This window comes from Pararhodobacter sp., assembly GCF_036802785.1.
Lineage (GTDB): Bacteria > Pseudomonadota > Alphaproteobacteria > Rhodobacterales > Rhodobacteraceae > Pararhodobacter.
Genome location: NZ_DAIRVN010000008.1, coordinates 17,914 through 33,645 on the forward strand (window position 1 = coordinate 17,914; position 15,732 = coordinate 33,645).

At 65.4% G+C, this 15,732-nt stretch carries 19 protein-coding genes; 12 read left to right on the plus strand and 7 right to left on the minus strand.

What is annotated here, in order from left to right:
• Window positions 1-12: 12 nt before the first annotated feature.
• The gene (locus V7Q53_RS04825) at window positions 13-354 is read right to left on the minus strand and encodes a zinc ribbon domain-containing protein YjdM (protein ID WP_333827286.1); all 342 of its coding nucleotides are present in this window, start codon (window positions 352-354) and stop codon (window positions 13-15) included.
• A 109-nt stretch (window positions 355-463) separates the two neighbouring features.
• On the opposite strand from V7Q53_RS04825, the gene V7Q53_RS04830 reads away from it, so the two are divergent.
• The 11 genes from V7Q53_RS04830 (at window position 464) to V7Q53_RS04880 (ending at window position 9,110) form a co-directional block, all read left to right on the plus strand.
• Complete coding sequence (locus V7Q53_RS04830) at window positions 464-1,405, plus strand: alpha/beta hydrolase (RefSeq protein WP_333827287.1); 942 nt, start codon at window positions 464-466, stop codon at window positions 1,403-1,405.
• A gap of 32 nt (window positions 1,406-1,437) precedes the next feature.
• Window positions 1,438-2,067: an FMN-binding negative transcriptional regulator gene (locus tag V7Q53_RS04835; protein WP_333827288.1), complete on the plus strand. Its 630-nt coding sequence runs from the start codon at window positions 1,438-1,440 to the stop codon at window positions 2,065-2,067.
• A complete protein-coding gene (locus V7Q53_RS04840) occupies window positions 2,057-2,491 on the plus strand; it encodes an NUDIX hydrolase (protein ID WP_333827289.1) in 435 nt (144 codons plus the stop codon). Before V7Q53_RS04835 ends, V7Q53_RS04840 begins: the two co-directional genes overlap by 11 nt.
• 158 nt (window positions 2,492-2,649) lie before the next feature.
• On the plus strand, window positions 2,650-3,459 hold the full coding sequence (locus V7Q53_RS04845; protein WP_333827290.1) for a S49 family peptidase: 810 nt from the start codon (window positions 2,650-2,652) through the stop codon (window positions 3,457-3,459).
• Window position 3,460: 1 nt separating this feature from the next.
• Entirely contained in the window at window positions 3,461-3,649 is a 189-nt protein-coding gene (locus tag V7Q53_RS04850; RefSeq protein ID WP_333827291.1) for a hypothetical protein, read from the plus strand.
• Window positions 3,649-4,584 carry a calcium/sodium antiporter gene (locus tag V7Q53_RS04855; RefSeq protein ID WP_333827292.1) on the plus strand — a complete coding sequence of 312 codons (936 nt, stop codon included), beginning with the start codon at window positions 3,649-3,651 and terminating at the stop codon, window positions 4,582-4,584. Before V7Q53_RS04850 ends, V7Q53_RS04855 begins: the two co-directional genes overlap by 1 nt.
• A 9-nt stretch (window positions 4,585-4,593) precedes the next feature.
• The gene (locus V7Q53_RS04860) at window positions 4,594-5,376 is read left to right on the plus strand and encodes an SDR family oxidoreductase (RefSeq protein ID WP_333827293.1); all 783 of its coding nucleotides are present in this window, start codon (window positions 4,594-4,596) and stop codon (window positions 5,374-5,376) included.
• A gap of 349 nt (window positions 5,377-5,725) precedes the next feature.
• Entirely contained in the window at window positions 5,726-7,582 is a 1,857-nt protein-coding gene (gene uvrC / locus V7Q53_RS04865) for an excinuclease ABC subunit UvrC (RefSeq protein ID WP_333827294.1), read from the plus strand.
• A gap of 162 nt (window positions 7,583-7,744) precedes the next feature.
• Entirely contained in the window at window positions 7,745-8,413 is a 669-nt protein-coding gene (pgsA, locus tag V7Q53_RS04870; RefSeq protein WP_333827295.1) for a CDP-diacylglycerol--glycerol-3-phosphate 3-phosphatidyltransferase, read from the plus strand.
• Window positions 8,410-8,661 (plus strand): molybdopterin converting factor subunit 1, encoded by a 252-nt coding sequence (moaD, locus tag V7Q53_RS04875; RefSeq protein WP_333827296.1) that lies wholly within the window; start codon window positions 8,410-8,412, stop codon window positions 8,659-8,661. Before pgsA ends, moaD begins: the two co-directional genes overlap by 4 nt.
• Window positions 8,662-8,666: 5 nt before the next feature.
• A complete protein-coding gene (locus V7Q53_RS04880) occupies window positions 8,667-9,110 on the plus strand; it encodes a molybdenum cofactor biosynthesis protein MoaE (protein ID WP_333827297.1) in 444 nt (147 codons plus the stop codon).
• A 50-nt stretch (window positions 9,111-9,160) separates the two neighbouring features.
• Here the strand turns inward: V7Q53_RS04880 and V7Q53_RS04885 are convergent, their stop codons facing one another.
• Window positions 9,161-9,769, minus strand: a complete 609-nt coding sequence (locus V7Q53_RS04885) for a hypothetical protein (protein ID WP_333827298.1) — start codon at window positions 9,767-9,769, stop codon at window positions 9,161-9,163.
• Between the two features lie 307 nt (window positions 9,770-10,076).
• The gene (locus tag V7Q53_RS04890; RefSeq protein WP_333827299.1) at window positions 10,077-10,853 is read right to left on the minus strand and encodes a DUF1013 domain-containing protein; all 777 of its coding nucleotides are present in this window, start codon (window positions 10,851-10,853) and stop codon (window positions 10,077-10,079) included.
• 201 nt (window positions 10,854-11,054) lie between these two features.
• Between V7Q53_RS04890 and V7Q53_RS04895 the strand changes: the two genes are divergently transcribed.
• Window positions 11,055-11,684 carry a ribonuclease T2 family protein gene (locus tag V7Q53_RS04895; RefSeq protein WP_333827300.1) on the plus strand — a complete coding sequence of 210 codons (630 nt, stop codon included), beginning with the start codon at window positions 11,055-11,057 and terminating at the stop codon, window positions 11,682-11,684.
• A gap of 66 nt (window positions 11,685-11,750) precedes the next feature.
• Here the strand turns inward: V7Q53_RS04895 and V7Q53_RS04900 are convergent, their stop codons facing one another.
• From V7Q53_RS04900 to pheS, 4 genes are all read right to left on the minus strand, one after another.
• Window positions 11,751-12,215, minus strand: a complete 465-nt coding sequence (locus V7Q53_RS04900) for a PACE efflux transporter (protein WP_333827301.1) — start codon at window positions 12,213-12,215, stop codon at window positions 11,751-11,753.
• 170 nt (window positions 12,216-12,385) lie between these two features.
• A complete protein-coding gene (locus V7Q53_RS04905; RefSeq protein WP_333827302.1) occupies window positions 12,386-13,852 on the minus strand; it encodes an MORN repeat-containing protein in 1,467 nt (488 codons plus the stop codon).
• Between the two features lie 145 nt (window positions 13,853-13,997).
• Window positions 13,998-14,273, minus strand: coding sequence for a hypothetical protein (locus V7Q53_RS04910; protein ID WP_333827303.1), 276 nt, complete (start codon window positions 14,271-14,273; stop codon window positions 13,998-14,000).
• Window positions 14,274-14,356: 83 nt separating this feature from the next.
• Window positions 14,357-15,427 carry a phenylalanine--tRNA ligase subunit alpha gene (pheS, locus tag V7Q53_RS04915; RefSeq protein ID WP_333827304.1) on the minus strand — a complete coding sequence of 357 codons (1,071 nt, stop codon included), beginning with the start codon at window positions 15,425-15,427 and terminating at the stop codon, window positions 14,357-14,359.
• Window positions 15,428-15,732: the final 305 nt, after the last annotated feature.

Sequence of the window (15,732 nt, forward strand, 5' to 3'; positions counted from 1 at the left end):
CGGGTCAGCCCCCTATTCCGCCACCTTCTTCACGAACTGCGACTTGAGGCCGATCTGGCCAATGCCGGGTATGCGGCAGTCGATGTCGTGGTCTCCGGGCACCAGACGGATGCCTTTGACCTTGGTGCCGACCTTGACCACCGTGGATGAGCCCTTGAGCTTGAGATCTTTGATCAGCGTCACTGTATCGCCGTCCTGCAACACATTGCCGATGCTGTCGCGCACCACATCTGCACCCTCGGCCAGCGCCTCGGGTGACCATTCGTGGCCGCACTCAGGGCAGGTCAGCAGGGCGCCCGCCTCATAGGTATAGACCGAGGCGCATTCGGGGCACGGGGGCAGGGTTTCGCTCATGGCGGTGGCTATAGCGCCGCGGGGATGGTTTGGCCAGATGGGATGGCGCAAGATTGCGGCGGCAGTCGCGGGCGGGTAGCGTGCGGGCGACTGTTCAAGGAATTTTGCAATGCGTCTGATGCTCCTTCTCGCCACACTGACGGCCGCCGCGCTGTCCTCCGCCCATGCTGAAACGGTTGAGATCAGCGGCCCGCTGGGTCCGCTGGCCGGGGAGCGGATCACGGTGGAGGGCGCGGAGCATGTGGTGGTGATCATCCCCGGCTCCGGCATGACCGACCATAACGGCAACGGCCCGCCTGGCGGCATGCGCAGCGACACCTACCTTCTGCTGGCCGAGGGGCTGGCGGCGCGGGGCGTGGCCTCCCTCCGGGTGGACAAGCGCGGGACATTCGCCAGCGCGGGCGCGATCTCTGACGGCAATGACGTGACGATTGCCGCCTATGCGCAGGATGCCCGCGACTGGGTGAATGAGGCCGCGGGGCTGGCGCCCTGCGTCTGGCTTGCCGGTCATTCCGAGGGCGGGCTGGTGGCGCTGGTCGCAGCCCAGACACCGCCCGAGGCGTTGTGCGGGCTGATCCTGCTGGCCGCGCCCGGGCGGCCCGTCGGGCAGCTCCTGATCGAGCAGATCGCCGCCAACCCGGCCAATGCCTTCCTGCTGCCCGAGGTGGAGGCCGCTGTCGCCGAGATCGAGGCCGGGCGCAGCATTGACCCCGAGGGGCTGGCCCCGCCGTTGCAGCCGCTGTTCACGCCGGGAGTGCAGCGCTACATGATCGACCTTTTCAGCCATGACCCGGTGGCGGTGGCGCATTGGGAGGGGCCTGCGCTCATCGTGCAGGGCGATGCCGATCTGCAGGTGCGCCCGCTGGATGCCGGGCTGCTGGCCACCGCCCTGCCGCAGGCCGAACGGCTGGACCTGCCGGGCGGCACACATATGCTGAAGCCCGATCAGCCGGGCCAGCCCTTTGCCAGCTACTCCGACCCCTCGCTGCCGTTGCACGCGGCGCTGATTCCGGCAATTGTCTCGTTTCTGGAGCGGGCGCCGGGGCGGTAAGCGCACGGGGCCGGAAGAGCAGAGGGTTCGGCATGTATATTCCCCCCCATTTCAACGAGGTAAGCCTTGAGGCGATCGCGGCTGTGATGGAGGCCGCGCCGCTGGCCTGCATCGTCGCGCAGACCGGCGAGGGACTCGTAGCCAATCATATCCCGCTGCTGGCGGTGCCGGACAATGCGCTGATCGGCCATGTGGCCCTCGCCAATGACATGCATCGCGTGATGGACGACGGGCAGGAGGTGCTGGCGGTGTTCCGGGGAGCAGAGGGCTATGTCTCGCCCAATTTCTACCCCTCGAAACAGGAACATCACCGCCATGTGCCGACGTGGAATTATCAGGTGGTGCATGTCCATGGCACGATCCGGTTTCAGCATGACGAACGCGCCAGACGCGCCGCTGTCGGCCTGCTGACCCGCAACCATGAGCGGCGCGTGAACGGGACCGATGCCTGGCGGATGGCCGATGCACCCGCTGACTATATGGCGCAGATGCTGGCGAATATCGTGGCGTTCCGTATTGATATCAGCCGGGTGCTGGCCAAATCGAAGCTGAGCCAGAACCGCGAGGCCGGGGATTATCAGGGGGCCATCGAAGGGCTTCGGGCCAGCGGGCAGGAGGATCTGGCGTTGCGGATGGAGGGGCGGTTGACGGATGAGCGCTGAGCAGTCCCTGCCCCTTGCCAGCCGCCCGGTTGTGGCGGTGCTGGCGGTGGTGATCCGCGACGGGCAGGTGCTGCTGGTCCAGCGCGCCAACCCGCCCGATGCGGGCCTCTGGGGCTTTCCCGGCGGCAAGGTGGAATATGGCGAAACCCTGCTTCAGGCCACTGAGCGCGAACTGCTTGAGGAAACCGGCGTCAGCGCCACGGCACAGGCGGTGATCACGGCGCTGGACGCCTGGGATCACGGCACCGACGGCCTGTTGCGCCAGCATTTCGTCCTGATCGCGGTGCGCTGCCTTTGGCAGGCAGGCACACCACTGGCCGCCGATGACGCGCTGGATGCGCGCTGGGTGCCGCTGGCGGGGCTGGAACGCCATGGTGCGCTGAGCCGCGATGTCGCCCGTGTCGCACGGCAGGCAGCGGGTTAGCCCCGCCGCACTGGTCCCGGTGCACTGGAACCGCAGCATAGGGACCGCAGCATCAGGACCGCCGCACTGACTTCAGCGGCAAAAAGCTGCGGGAAAATAACCGGGTAATGCTGCCGGGTGGCCTTGTTGCGGCGACGGGGGCATCTTACATCGGAGCGATGAAAAACGCGCTCGCCCTGCCTGCGCGCCTGTTCCGGCGCGCCCCCCGTATCAATCTGGTTCGCCTTCAGGGCATGATTGCCGCGCAAGGACGGGGCCGGTTGAATGATGCCGAACTCGCCCCGGTGCTGGAACGCGCCTTTCGCGCCGGAAAACCCAGAGCGGTGGCGCTGCTGATCAATTCGCCCGGCGGCTCGCCGGTGCAATCCTCGCTGATCGCGGGCCGTATCCGGCGGCTGGGGGATGAGACCGGGGTGCCGGTCCATGCCTTTGTCGAGGATGCGGCGGCCTCGGGCGGGTACTGGCTGGCGACGGCGGCGGATGACATCCATTGCGATGCCTGTTCGGTGCTGGGGTCAATCGGGGTGATTTCGGCGGGCTTCGGCCTGCAGGAGCTGATCGCCCGCCACGGGATCGAGCGGCGGGTGCATACTGCCGGGCGTTCCAAAAACCAGCTTGATATGTTCCGCCCGGAAAAGCCCGAAGATGTGGCAAAGCTTGATCGCCTGCTTGAGCAGATGCATGAGGCTTTCATCGCTCAGGTCCGGGCCCGGCGCGGCACAAGGCTGGACAGCGCGACCGAGCTGTTCGACGGCAGCTTCTGGCTGGGCGGCGAGGCGGTGCGGCTGGGGCTGGCCGATGCGATCGGGCATGCGGTGCCGGTGTTGAAGGCGCGCTACGGCGACAAGGTCCGGCTGGTGCCCTATGGTGTGCGCCGCCCGCTTCTGGCACGCTTCGGCATGGCGCTGGCCTCGGATGCGATGGCAGTGGCGGAAGAGCGCGCGCTTTGGGCGCGGCTGGGGGCATGACATGCTGCTGAAAGTCGTCGCGCTGTTTCTGGTTTTCATGATCATCATGGCCAGCGTTCAGAAATTCCTGCGCCGGGGTAAGCCGCCGAAAGCCCGCGCGATGGACCGGCTGCGCTGCCCCACCTGCAAGCGCATCCAGATTGCCGTCAACCCCGGCCCCTGCAAACGCGCTGACTGCGAGTACAAATAATGCTTCTTGATCTGGTCATGATTGCGGGCGGGCTGGTGGTGCTGGTTCTGGCCGGTGATGCGCTGGTCAAGGGCGCGGTGAACCTGAGCCTGCGGCTGGGAATACCGGCCCTGATCGTGGGTCTGACAGTGGTGGCCTTCGGCACCTCGGCGCCTGAGCTGATTGTGTCCATCCAGGCCGTGCTGTCAGGCGTCCCCGCGCTGGCGCTGGGCAATGTCGTGGGCTCCAACACCGCCAACATCCTGCTGGTGCTGGGCATTCCCGCGCTGATTTCGGCCATCCCGGTGGCGCGCAATCTGACTCGCGACTACGCGATCATGATCGCCGCAAGCGTGCTTTTCATCGCACTGGCCTTTACCGGCAGCTTTGGCCTCTGGCAGGCGTTGGTGCTGCTGGCGGGTCTGACGCTGATGCTGGGCGACTGCTATCTGCGCGCGCGCCGCCAGCGGGCGGGCGCGGTAGAGCTGGAGGGCGCCGAAGACGGCATGCCGGGGCTGAAGATCGCCGGATACCTGCTCGCCGGGCTTGTGGGCCTGCCCGCCGGCGCACATTTCCTTGTCGAGGGCGCGGTAGGCGTGGCAACGGTGATGGGCGTCAGCGAGGCAATCATCGGCCTGACGTTGGTGGCCATCGGCACCTCGCTGCCGGAACTGGCCACCACCGTCGCCGCCGCCATCCGGCGTGAGGCCGGGGTGGCGCTGGGCAATGTGCTGGGCTCCAACGTGTTCAATCTTCTGGGCATCATCGGCGTGGCGGGGCTGGTCGGCCCCATTCCGGTGCCGCTGGAGATGCTCCAGATCGACCTTTGGGTGATGCTGGCGGCCTCCCTTCTGCTGGGCGGGTTCATCTGGCTGAAACGCGATATCAGCCGCCTCTGGGGCGTGGTCTTGCTTTTTCTCTACATCGCCTATGTCGTATCCCTGTTCTACTGGTAGGGGATTGTGATGAAGGGCAAGGCACTGATCACCGGCGCGGGCAAGCGGCTGGGCCGGGCAATGGCGCTGTATCTGGCCGGGCGCGGCCATGATCTGGCGCTGCACTACGCCACCAGCCGCGATGAGGCCGAGCGCACCGCCGATGAGGCCCGCGCGCTGGGGGTGCAGGCGGCGGTGCTGCAGGCTGACCTGCTGGATGAGGGGGCACTGGCCGGGCTGGTGCCGCAGGCCACTCAGGCACTGGGCGGGCCGCTGGACGTGCTGGTCAACAATGCCTCGATCTTTGAATATGACACGCTGCACAGCGCGACGCTGGAAAGCTGGAACCGGCACATCGGCTCCAACCTGCGCGCGCCTTTCGTGCTGACGCAGGCTTTTGCCGCGCAGGCCCCTGAGCCCGGGCAGGACGCGGCGGGTGAGCCGGTCGCGCGGGCGCTGGTGGTCAACATGATTGATCAGCGGGTGCTGAAACTGACGCCGGAATTCATGACCTATACCATCGCCAAGATGGGCCTCTGGGCCTTCACCCGCACCGCGGCACAGGCGCTTGCCCCGGCGATCCGGGTGAATGCGATCGGCCCCGGCCCCACCCTGCAGGGCGGGCGGCAAAGCGCAAGCCACTTCGCCCGCCAGCGCGCCAGTACCCTGCTGGAGCGCGGCGCAAATCCGGAGGATATCACCGCCGCGCTGGGCTATTTTCTGGATGCCCCAGCGGTAACCGGGCAGATCCTGATGGTCGATGGCGGCCAGCATCTGGGCTGGAAAACCCCGGATGTTCTGGGGGTTGAATGACCCGGACCCCGGCGGAGGGCACCTGCCCCGCCCTGAGGGCCGCTGGCACCGGGGCATGCAACCTGCGACAGCTTGTCCACTGGCCGGAGGAATGTCACGATTCTGTTAAGAAATCCTTAGTTTTTTCAGTAGTTTGCAAATCTTCAGAATAAATATTTATGTATTTCAGACACTTGTAAATTTGCCTATTTTTTGGGCACCTCAAGGAAGCCGCAAGTAAACAATGGTTTTTCGCCTCTCCCCCCATTGCATCCACAAACTTATCCACAGAAACCGTGGACAGCTTTTCCCTTGAAATCATGTCCGTTCCCGTGCAGCGACACACAGAATCACTCTTTGGCCACCATCCATGACTGAACCCAGCCTGACCAGCCACGCCCTGATACAATCCTATGTGCGCACGCTCGACAATTCGCCGGGCGTGTACCGGATGCTCGATGCCGAAGCGCGGGTTCTGTATGTCGGCAAGGCGCGCAATCTGAAGGCGCGGGTGTCGAATTATGCCCGCCCCTCGGGCCATTCGGCGCGGATCGCGCGGATGATCAGCGAAACCCGCTCGATGATGTTTCTGAGCACGCGCACCGAAACCGAAGCGCTGCTGCTGGAACAGAACCTGATCAAACAACTCAAGCCCGTTTACAACGTGCTGCTGCGCGACGACAAAAGCTTTCCCAATATCCTGATAGCCAAGAACCACGCATTCCCCCAGATCCGCAAGCATCGCGGCAGGCGCAGCGACAAGGGTAGCTATTTCGGCCCTTTCGCCAGCGGCTCGGCAGTCAACCGGACGCTGAACCAGTTGCAGAAGGTCTTCCTGCTGCGCAACTGCGCGGACAGCGTGTTTCAGAACCGCAGCCGCCCCTGCCTGCTTTACCAGATCAAGCGCTGCTCAGGACCCTGCGTGGGGCTGATCTCGCCTGAGGATTATGCCGGGCTGGTCTCGGATGCGGAAAGCTTTCTGTCGGGCAAGACAAGCCATATCCAGGCCGATCTGGCGCGGCAGATGCAAACGGCGTCGGATGCGATGGAATTCGAGCGCGCCGCCGCCCTGCGCGACCGTATCCGGGCGCTGACGCAGGTGCAGCAGACGCAGGGCATCAACCCGCAAAGCGTGGCCGAGGCCGATGTGATCGCGCTGCATCTGGAAAAGGGGCAGGCCTGTGTGCAGGTCTTCTTCATCCGCGCGAACCAAAGCTGGGGCAACCGCGATTTCTACCCGCGCACCGGCTCCGGCGCCGAAGAGGGCGAGATTCTGGAGGCGTTTCTGGCGCAGTTCTACGATGACAAGCCCCCGCCCCGGCAGATCCTGCTCTCGCATCCGATCGACAACGAAGACCTGATCCACGAGTTACTGTCAGCCCGCGCCGGCCGCAACGTGGAAATCCGCGTGCCGCAGCGGGGCGAAAAGGCCGAACTGGTGGAAAACGCCGCGCGCAACGCCCGCGAAAGCCTTGGGCGGCGGATGGCCGAGGGGGCCGCGCAGTCACGTCTGCTCGCCGGGCTGGCCGAGGCCTTCGGGCTGGAAGCACCGCCGCAGCGGGTGGAGATTTACGACAACAGCCATATTCAGGGCGCACATGCCGTCGGCGCCATGGTGGTGGCCGGGCCCGAGGGGTTCATCAAAAGCCAGTATCGCAAGTACAATATCAAGGGCGATGCCCTGACCCCGGGCGATGATTTCGGCATGATGAAAGAGATGCTGAAGCGACGCTTCGAGCGGCTGGTGCTGGAAGACCCCGACCGCGAGAGCGGCGCCTGGCCTGACCTGCTGCTGATTGACGGCGGGGCGGGACAGGTCTCGGCCGTGGCCGGGATCATGCGCGAGATGGGGGTTGAGGATATTGCGATGGTCGGTGTGGCCAAGGGTATCGACCGCGATGCGGGCAAGGAAGAATTCCACCGCCCCGGCGCCCGCCCCTTCGCGCTGCGCCACAATGACCCGGTTCTGTATTTCATCCAACGGCTGCGCGACGAGGCACACCGCTTTGCCATCGGCACCCACCGCGCCAGCCGGGCCAAGGCCACCACCAGCACCCCGCTGGATGAGGTGCCGGGCGTGGGTGCCGCTCGCAAGCGCGCGCTGCTGGCGCATTTCGGCTCTGCCAAGGCAGTCACGCGGGCGGGCCTGCCGGACCTGATGGCGGTGCCCGGCATCTCGGAAGCGCTGGCGCGCAAGGTCCACGATTTTTTCAACGCCCGGGAATAACCGCAACCCTTGCCGGAGCGGGCGCCCCACAAGCGGCCCCTCAGGGTGATCGCCCTGCCCGCCCGCCAAGACCCCGCGCCGGATGACATTTTCCCGCCACCGCACCCCTGCCACGGGTCCGATCCCTCTTCCCCCGCCGCGGGTTTGGGCCTAGATAAGGCCATGCGCTGGACGATCCCGAATACGCTGACCACCCTTCGCCTGCTCGCCGCCCCCGGTGTTGCCGTGATGTTCCTGTATTTTGCGCGCCCCTGGGCCGACTGGCTTGCGCTGGTGCTGTTTCTGGGGGCCGCCATCACCGATTACTTTGACGGCTATCTGGCGCGCCTGTGGAAACAGGAAAGCCGCATCGGCGCCATGCTGGATCCGATCGCCGACAAGGCGATGGTGGTTATCGCGCTTCTGGTGATCACCGGCTATTCCGGCATGGACCCCTGGCTGATCCTGCCCGCCACCATGATTCTGTTCCGCGAGGTCTTTGTGTCCGGCCTGCGCGAATACCTTGGCAACACCTCGCGCACGCTGGCTGTGACCAAACTGGCCAAGTGGAAAACCACCGCGCAGATGGTGGCGATTTCGGTGCTCTTTGGCGCGCTGGGGCTGGAATACATCCGCGAACAGGCGCTGGCCCGCAACCGCGCGCTGATCAACGAGATGGAAGCGACGGATATTACCCCGGGCATGAACCTGTTGCAGATGGCCACCGATGGTGGCGAGATTGTCTGGACGGTGGGCTTGTTCCTGATCTGGGTCGCGGCAGCGCTCACGCTGGTTACCGGCTGGGATTATCTGCGCAAGGCCATGCCACATCTGAAGGACAAGGGCCAATGACGCTGCGGGTGCTGTATTTCGCCTGGCTGCGCGAGCGCATCGGTCTGGCGAGCGAAGAGGTTGAGACCGGCGCAGAAACCGTCACCGCGCTGATCGAGGAGCTGCGCGCGCGCGAAGAACGGTACGCGCTGGCCTTTTCCGACCTCGCCTCGGTCCGCGTCGCGCTTGATCAGGAACTGGCCGATTTTGACGCCCCGCTGAGCGGTGTGCGCGAAGTGGCATTCTTTCCGCCGATGACGGGCGGCTGACCGCCATGGCGGTGCGCGTGCAGCCCCAACCCTTTGATTACGGCGCGGAATGCAACGCCTTCGCGGAAGCCGCGGTTGATGCGGGAGCCATCGTGACCTTTGCCGGGATCGTGCGCAACGAGGGCGGCACACTGCGCGCCATGGAGATCGAGCATTACCCCGGCATGACCGAACGCGCCCTGAGCGCGATCGAGGGCAAGGCCCGAAGCCGCTGGCAGCTTTCAGACGCGCTGATCATCCACCGCCACGGCCCGCTTGCCCCCGGTGAGACCATCATGATGGTCGCCACCGCTTCCCGGCACCGGGCGGATGCCTTTGCGGCGGCGGCGTTCCTGATGGATTACCTGAAATCGCGCGCCCCCTTCTGGAAGAAGGAAACCACCGCCAGTGGCAGCACCGGCTGGGTAAGCGCAAAAGACGCGGACGAAGCGGCCCTGAAACGCTGGTAGCCGGCACCGTCATTTGCTGAGCGGCGCCCGCCAAACGGCGGAAGGGCCCGTTACTTGCTGAGCCCCGCAGAAGGGGCGGCGCCGAAGGAAACCGGGATCGTGAACTCTGCCTCCTGACCGCTGGGCCGGTCGGTTACGCGGGTCCAGATCAGATACTCCCCTTCCGGCCCGGTGATCTGATAGGTCAGATGGAAATAGGCATCCAGCGGCCTGCTGCGCGATGAAAGCTCAACCACCCCCATCGGCGTGATATCGGTCAGTGCCTCCCCCTCCGGGGTAAGCAGCGCGAAATCAATATCGAACACCATCGCATTCAGGCCGTCAGCGCCCGGTTGCAGGCTGTAGCCAAACGGCTCCACATAGCCGAAAACCGGCGCGCCGGGGGCATAGACCGGCTGCGCGCGCGGTGTGTAGATGCCGAAGCCGGTCGCAAGCTCTTCGGTCAGCACCGCCTGCCGGACACCGAAGCCCGCCTGTGCGGCAACCTCATGGTGCAGATCGCGCGCCTGCTGCAAAGCGTCCTCGGCCGCGCCGGAGGCAAGTGCGGCCTCGATCGCGGCGACGCGGCTGGTCAGCGTCTGCGCAGAGGCCGCGGCGGCGCCGGTCAGGACGAGGACAGCGGCAAGGACAAGGAAATCAGGGGAAAATCGTACGGACATGGGGTGCGACTCGGTTGGTGAAAAAACCAGACTGAACCGCGCGCAGAACCCAAGCAAGCGCGCATTCTGCACCGCGCTGCGGGTTTCGGAGCGGGCTCTTTGCAAGAAAGGGGGCGTTGCCCCCTCTTGGCCTGCGGCCAATTCACCCCCAGCGTATTTCCGGCAAGATGAAAGGGGGGCGACGGCCCCCCTTTCATGCGGTGTTTCATGGGCCCGCACCCCAGTCATTCCTCAGCCAGAACGCGGCAGACGCGCAGCGCATCCGGATGCGACGCGCCCTCAGGCGAGGCCCACCCGTCACGCGCAATCAGCGGCGCGGTGCGGCGTCATCCTCGTCATCATCCTCATCGTCATCGGTCGATTCCGGCAGGTTGAAGAAGCTGTCGGCATCCGAGTAATCGACATGCGCCGGCTTCTCTTCCTCGGTTTCGCGGGTCAGCGTGAAATTCTCAAGCCCGGCCATGTTGCTGGGCAGTTTCGGCTCGGTCGTCATTTCCAGCGACTGCTCGGTCGAAACCAGCTTGCGCCGCTCGTCATCGTTCATCACGCCGCCCTCGGAAGCTTTCTTCTTGGCGGCTTTCTGCACCTCGGCGTCCAGCTCGGACTGACGGCACAGGCCCAGCGCAACCGGGTCGATCGGCTGGATGTTCTGGATGTTCCAGTGCGTGCGCTCGCGGATTGCCTGGATCGACGGATTGGTGGTGCCCACCAGCTTGCGGATCTGGGCATCGGCCAGCTCAGGATGGAACTTTACCAGCCAGAGGATCGAGGCCGGGCGATCCTGGCGCTTGGACAGCGGCGTGTAGCGCGGGCCACGGCGCTTTTCCTCGCCCACCGAGGCGGGGTTGAATTTCAGCTTCAGCGTATACTGCGTATCCGCCTCGCCCTTCTTGATCTCGATTTCATCGAGCTGGTTATGGGCGAGCGGGTCAAAGCCCTTCACACCGGCGGCCACATCGCCATCGGCGATCCCCTGCACTTCCAGTTCATGCAGGCCGCAGAAATCGGCGATCTGCTTGAAGCTGAGCGTGGTATTGTCCACCAGCCAGACGGCTGTGGCCTTGGCCATCAGGGGTTTTGCCATCGGTTCAGTCCTCATTCTGCCTTCGGGGGGCGCGCGAGCATGGGCGATCATCCGCCGGGGTCTCCGGCCGCAGCCGCCGGGCCGCGCATCCTCGATTTCGGGGAATGGGGGGTATATAAGGGGCAAAACGCCCCAAGAAAAGAGCAAAACATGCGAAGTGGCCATAAAGCGCGCAGTCTGCGGCCTGGCGCGATCGCAATAATGCTGCTGATCGTCGCCGGTCTGACCCTGCTGCCTGCCCGCGCGCAGGACCGGGCTGGGCAGTTTGATCACTACCTTCTCGCGCTGAGCTGGATGCCTGCTTTCTGCGCCTTGGAAGGCGACCGGCGCGCAGATGCGCGCTGCGCGCCGGGCACGGGACTGGGCTGGATGGTGCATGGCCTCTGGCCGCAGCATGCGGGGGGCGACTGGCCCGAATATTGCCAGACGGCCGAGCGCGCGCCCTCACGGCGCGAAACCGCGGCTCAGGCGGATCTGTTCGACGCGGCCGGGGCAGCCTGGCATCAGTGGAACAAGCATGGCCGCTGCACCGGGCTGAGCGCGGCGGCCTATTACGCCCTGACCCGCGAAGCGCTGGCGCAGCTGGTTCTGCCCGAAGTGTTTGACGCCATACGCACGCCCCTGAGCGTGGCGCCGGAGGTGGTGGAGGCCGCCTTCATCGAGGCCAATCCGGCACTGACGCAGGAGATGATGATCACCACCTGCCGCAATGGCGCGATTGTCGAGCTGCGCCTGTGCCTGACCCGCGGGCTGGAGCCGCGCCCCTGCGAACGCGCCCTGCTCAGGCGCGAATGCACGCTGGGCGCGGCGCGGCTGGAGGCGCTGCGCTGAGGAAACCGGGGGCTGTGCCGCTTAAAATGGCACCGGATCAACGGGTTGCCGCGCAGCGTCTCCGTCTCAGCGCGAGGCCGGAACGCGGCTGGCATGCGGCGCCTCTTCGGCCAGCTGCCACTCAGGCAGCGGGAACAGCCGGTCATAGGCCCAGTTGAAGGCAAAGGCATAGACCAGATAGAACCCGGCGAACCCCAGATCCATCAGCAGCGCGGCCCAGAGGTTCATGCCCAGATACCAGGCGATGAACGGCAGAAGCGCGGCCAGAAGCCCGGCCTCGAACAGGAGCGCATGGACAAATCTGGTGGCAAGTGTCTTGCGGGTGGTGCCGGTCAGGCGCTGCAGCGCATGATCGAACCCCCAGTTGTAAAGATAGTTCCAAAGCGTCGCCAGCGTGGCGCCGACAAGCCCGACCACCCCCATATCCTTGAGCGGCACGGCAAAGACGAGCGCCCCCAACGGGGTCAGCAGGGAAAGGCCGATAATTTCAAAACTGATGGCATGGCGCAGACGGTCAAGCGGGGATCGCATGAGAGGGGCTCCGGTATCGCCGGGCCGTCCCGTGCTGCTGTCCCGTAGTGGGGGAGGTCGTCCTCGCTTGGTGGCAGGAGAATAAGGCCTGCCCGCCCGGCGTTCAAGCCCGCAGCAATGGTCAAACCTGCGTGATGCGGCGGCGGGCGGTCAGGCCCTGAACCCGGCGTTCATTCCTCCGGGGCAGCTTCGGCTTCCGGGGCGGTTTCGGCTTCCGCGGGCGCATCCGGCTCCGTCAGGATCCCGCCGGACCAGACGCCGCTCGCCACCTGCCCCTCGGCATAGCGCAGCGTGCCGCGCCCCTCGCGCTGGCCATTGACGAAGGCGCCCTCATAGACATCGCCGGTGGCATAGGTCGCCATGCCCTCACCCTCGATCCGGCCTTCGCGCCACAGGCCCTCATAGACAAAGCCATCGGCCATTTCGATCCGGCCCTGACCGTCGCGCTCATTCCCGGCGAAATTCCCTGCGTAACGAGCGCCGTCAGGATAGGTCATCACTCCCTGCCCTTCGCGCATCCCGGCCTCGAACCGGCCCTCATAGATGCGTCCGTCAGGAAAGGTCATCAGCCCGGCGCCATGGGGACGGCCATCAAGAAACGCGCCCTCATAGGCCAGCCCTTCGCCGAACTCGGCCCGCCCCTGCCCCTCGCGCCGCCCTTCGGACCATTCGCCGGTATAGCTGGAGCCATCAGCAAAGGTCACCGTGCCGCGCCCGTCAGGCAGGCCGTCGCGGAACTGGCCCTCATAGCGCGAACCGTCCGGATGGCTGAGCACCCCTTCGCCGTCGATCCGGTCAGCAACCCAGTTGCCGACATAGACATGCCCGTCAGCCGAACTGAGCCGCCCGCGCCCGTGGCGCTGGTCATCGGTGAAATCGCCCTCATAGATGCTGCCATCCGCAAAGGTGATCCGCCCCAGCCCCTGCATCATGCCGTTGGCAAAGGTGCCCTCACGGCGATCGCCGCCGGGCAGAGTCAGCTGGCCTGCGCCGTGCAGCATCCCCTCGGCCCATTCGCCATCATACACCGCGCCGTCTGGCCGCGTCAGCCTGCCCTCGCCATGGCGCTGGTCCTCATGCATCTCGCCGATATAGACCGAGCCGTCAGGATAGGTGATCGTGCCGCGCCCCTGACGCTGGCCATGGACCCAGCCACCCTCGTAATGCAGCCCGCCCGGGCGCTCCATCGCGCCCTCGCCATGCGGTTGGCTGTCGTCAAATTCGCCGGTATAGACGACGCCGGTGGCATAGCGGCGCGTGCCCTGCCCCATGATGCGCCCGCCATCCCAGTTCCCCTCGTAAGACGAGCCGTCGGCAAAGACCATCCGGCCCTCGCCATGCGGGCGGCCATCGGCAAAGGCGCCCTCATAGACGGCACCGTTGGGGTAGCGCGCGGTGCCCTGCCCAGTGATCTGCCCCTCAGCCCATTCGCCGGTATATTCAAACCCGTTCGGCAGCCGGTAGCTGCCCTGCCCGTGCTGCAGCCCGTCCAGAAAGGTACCCTCATAGATGCCGCCATCGGCGTATTGGCGGGTCATCACATCGGTAAGCTGCGCCATTGCCACGCTGGCTGCGAAGAGGGAGACAAGCGCGGCCGTGGCCATGCCGGCGCGGGTGGAACTGGTCAGTTTCGGCATGCGGACCCCGTGCATCTGTGGCGCCGTCCGGCGCATCGATGGCGAGACCCTAGTGGAGGCATACCCCCCGTGGCAAGCCTGTTGACCTTCACGCAAATGTCACGAAAGGCCTGTGCGGGCAGGATCTTGCGCGCAGCCAGAGCACTCAGCCGTTGCCGCGAAGGGCTTCGGGGTGCTCAGTGAGAAAACCCTTGAGCGTGGTGTAAAGCGCGCTTGCGCGGGCCAGATCACCGGTGTGGAGTGCTTCGCGGATATCCTCACAGATCATGCGCTGCACCTGCTGCGGACCGTGATGAAGATGCATGAGATAATCAACCCGCTCGGCGGCCTCGACCGGGCCGATATGCTCATGCTCGGCGATGGCGCCGATCTCGGCCCGCGTCAGGCAGGCCATATCGATGATGTCACTGTCATTGATCATGTCGTACTCCTCCCTCAAGAAGGATAGCACGAAAGGCGCAGGCAGGCATTGCGCAGGATCAAGCGCGGCCAGTCAGGGCGGGGTCACCCCGCGTGCAGGCTCGGCGCTTCCAGCGCGCCGAAGCCGTAATGGCGCAGCCAGCGCAGATCGCTCTCGAAAAACGCGCGCAGATCGGGGATGCCGTATTTCAGCATCGCCATCCGGTCGATCCCCATTCCAAAGGCGAAGCCCTGCCATTCATCAGGGTCAATGCCCCCCGAGCGCAGCACATGCGGATGCATCATGCCCGACCCCAGAACCTCCATCCAGCCGTCGCCCTCACCCACCTTGAGCTGGCCGCCGACCCAGGAGCACTGGATATCCACCTCCGCCGAAGGCTCGGTGAAGGGGAAATGGCTGGCACGGAACCGGGTTTTGACGCGCTGGCCGAAATAGACGCTGAAGAACTCCTCCAGCACCCATTTGAGATTGGCCATGGTGATGTCGCGGTCGATGGCCATGCCCTCGATCTGATGGAACATGGGCGTGTGGGTCAGGTCCATATCCATCCGGTAGACCCGGCCCGGCGCGATCACCCGGATCGGCGCGCCCTGCTCCTGCATGGCGCGGATCTGAACGGGGCTGGTATGGGTACGCAACACATGCGGCGGGCGGTTGTCACCCGCGGCGCGGTGCAGAAAGAAGGTGTCATGCTCCTGCCGGGCGGGATGCTCGGGCGCAATGTTGAGCGCGTCGAAATTATACCAGTCGGTCTCGATCTGGGGGCCTTCGGCCACGGCGAACCCCATATCGGCAAAGATCGCGGCCATTTCCTCGGTGACCTGACTGACCGGATGGATGGTGCCGCGCGGGCGCGGGCGGGCGGGCAAGGTGATGTCCAGCCATTCAGCCTTGAGGCGCTCATCAAGGGCGGCATCCTCCAGTGCGGCCTTGCGGGCGCGCAGGGCGGCATCAATCTCGTCCTTGAGACCGTTGAGCGCGGGGCCGGCCTGCTGTCGCTCCTCGGGTGACATGCGGCCCAACTCGCGCATCATCAGGCTGATCTCGCCCTTCTTGCCCAGCGCTGCCAGCCGCACCCCCTCCAGCGCATCGGCCCCGGCAGCAGCGCCGATCTCAGCCAGATATTTCGCCCGAAGCTCTGCAATGCCGTCCATGATACCTGTCCCGTAACGCGCGTTGTCCGGGCTTGGCCTAGCCATATTCCCTTGCGAATGCAAGCGGGCCTGCTCTGCAATGCAGCGGCTGTTCATGTGGCTCAGGAAAGAAAGGGGGCTTTGCCCCCTCTTGGCCTGCGGCCAATTCACCCTCAGGATATTTTCGAACAGATGAAAGGAGAAGAGGCGAACTTAATTCATCTGTTCAATAAATATCCCGGGGGAGGCGCCCGGAACGGGCGGCGGGGGCAGCGCCCCCATGCCGCGCGCCGCAGGCGCGCGGCCCGGCCAAACGGGATGAGTGT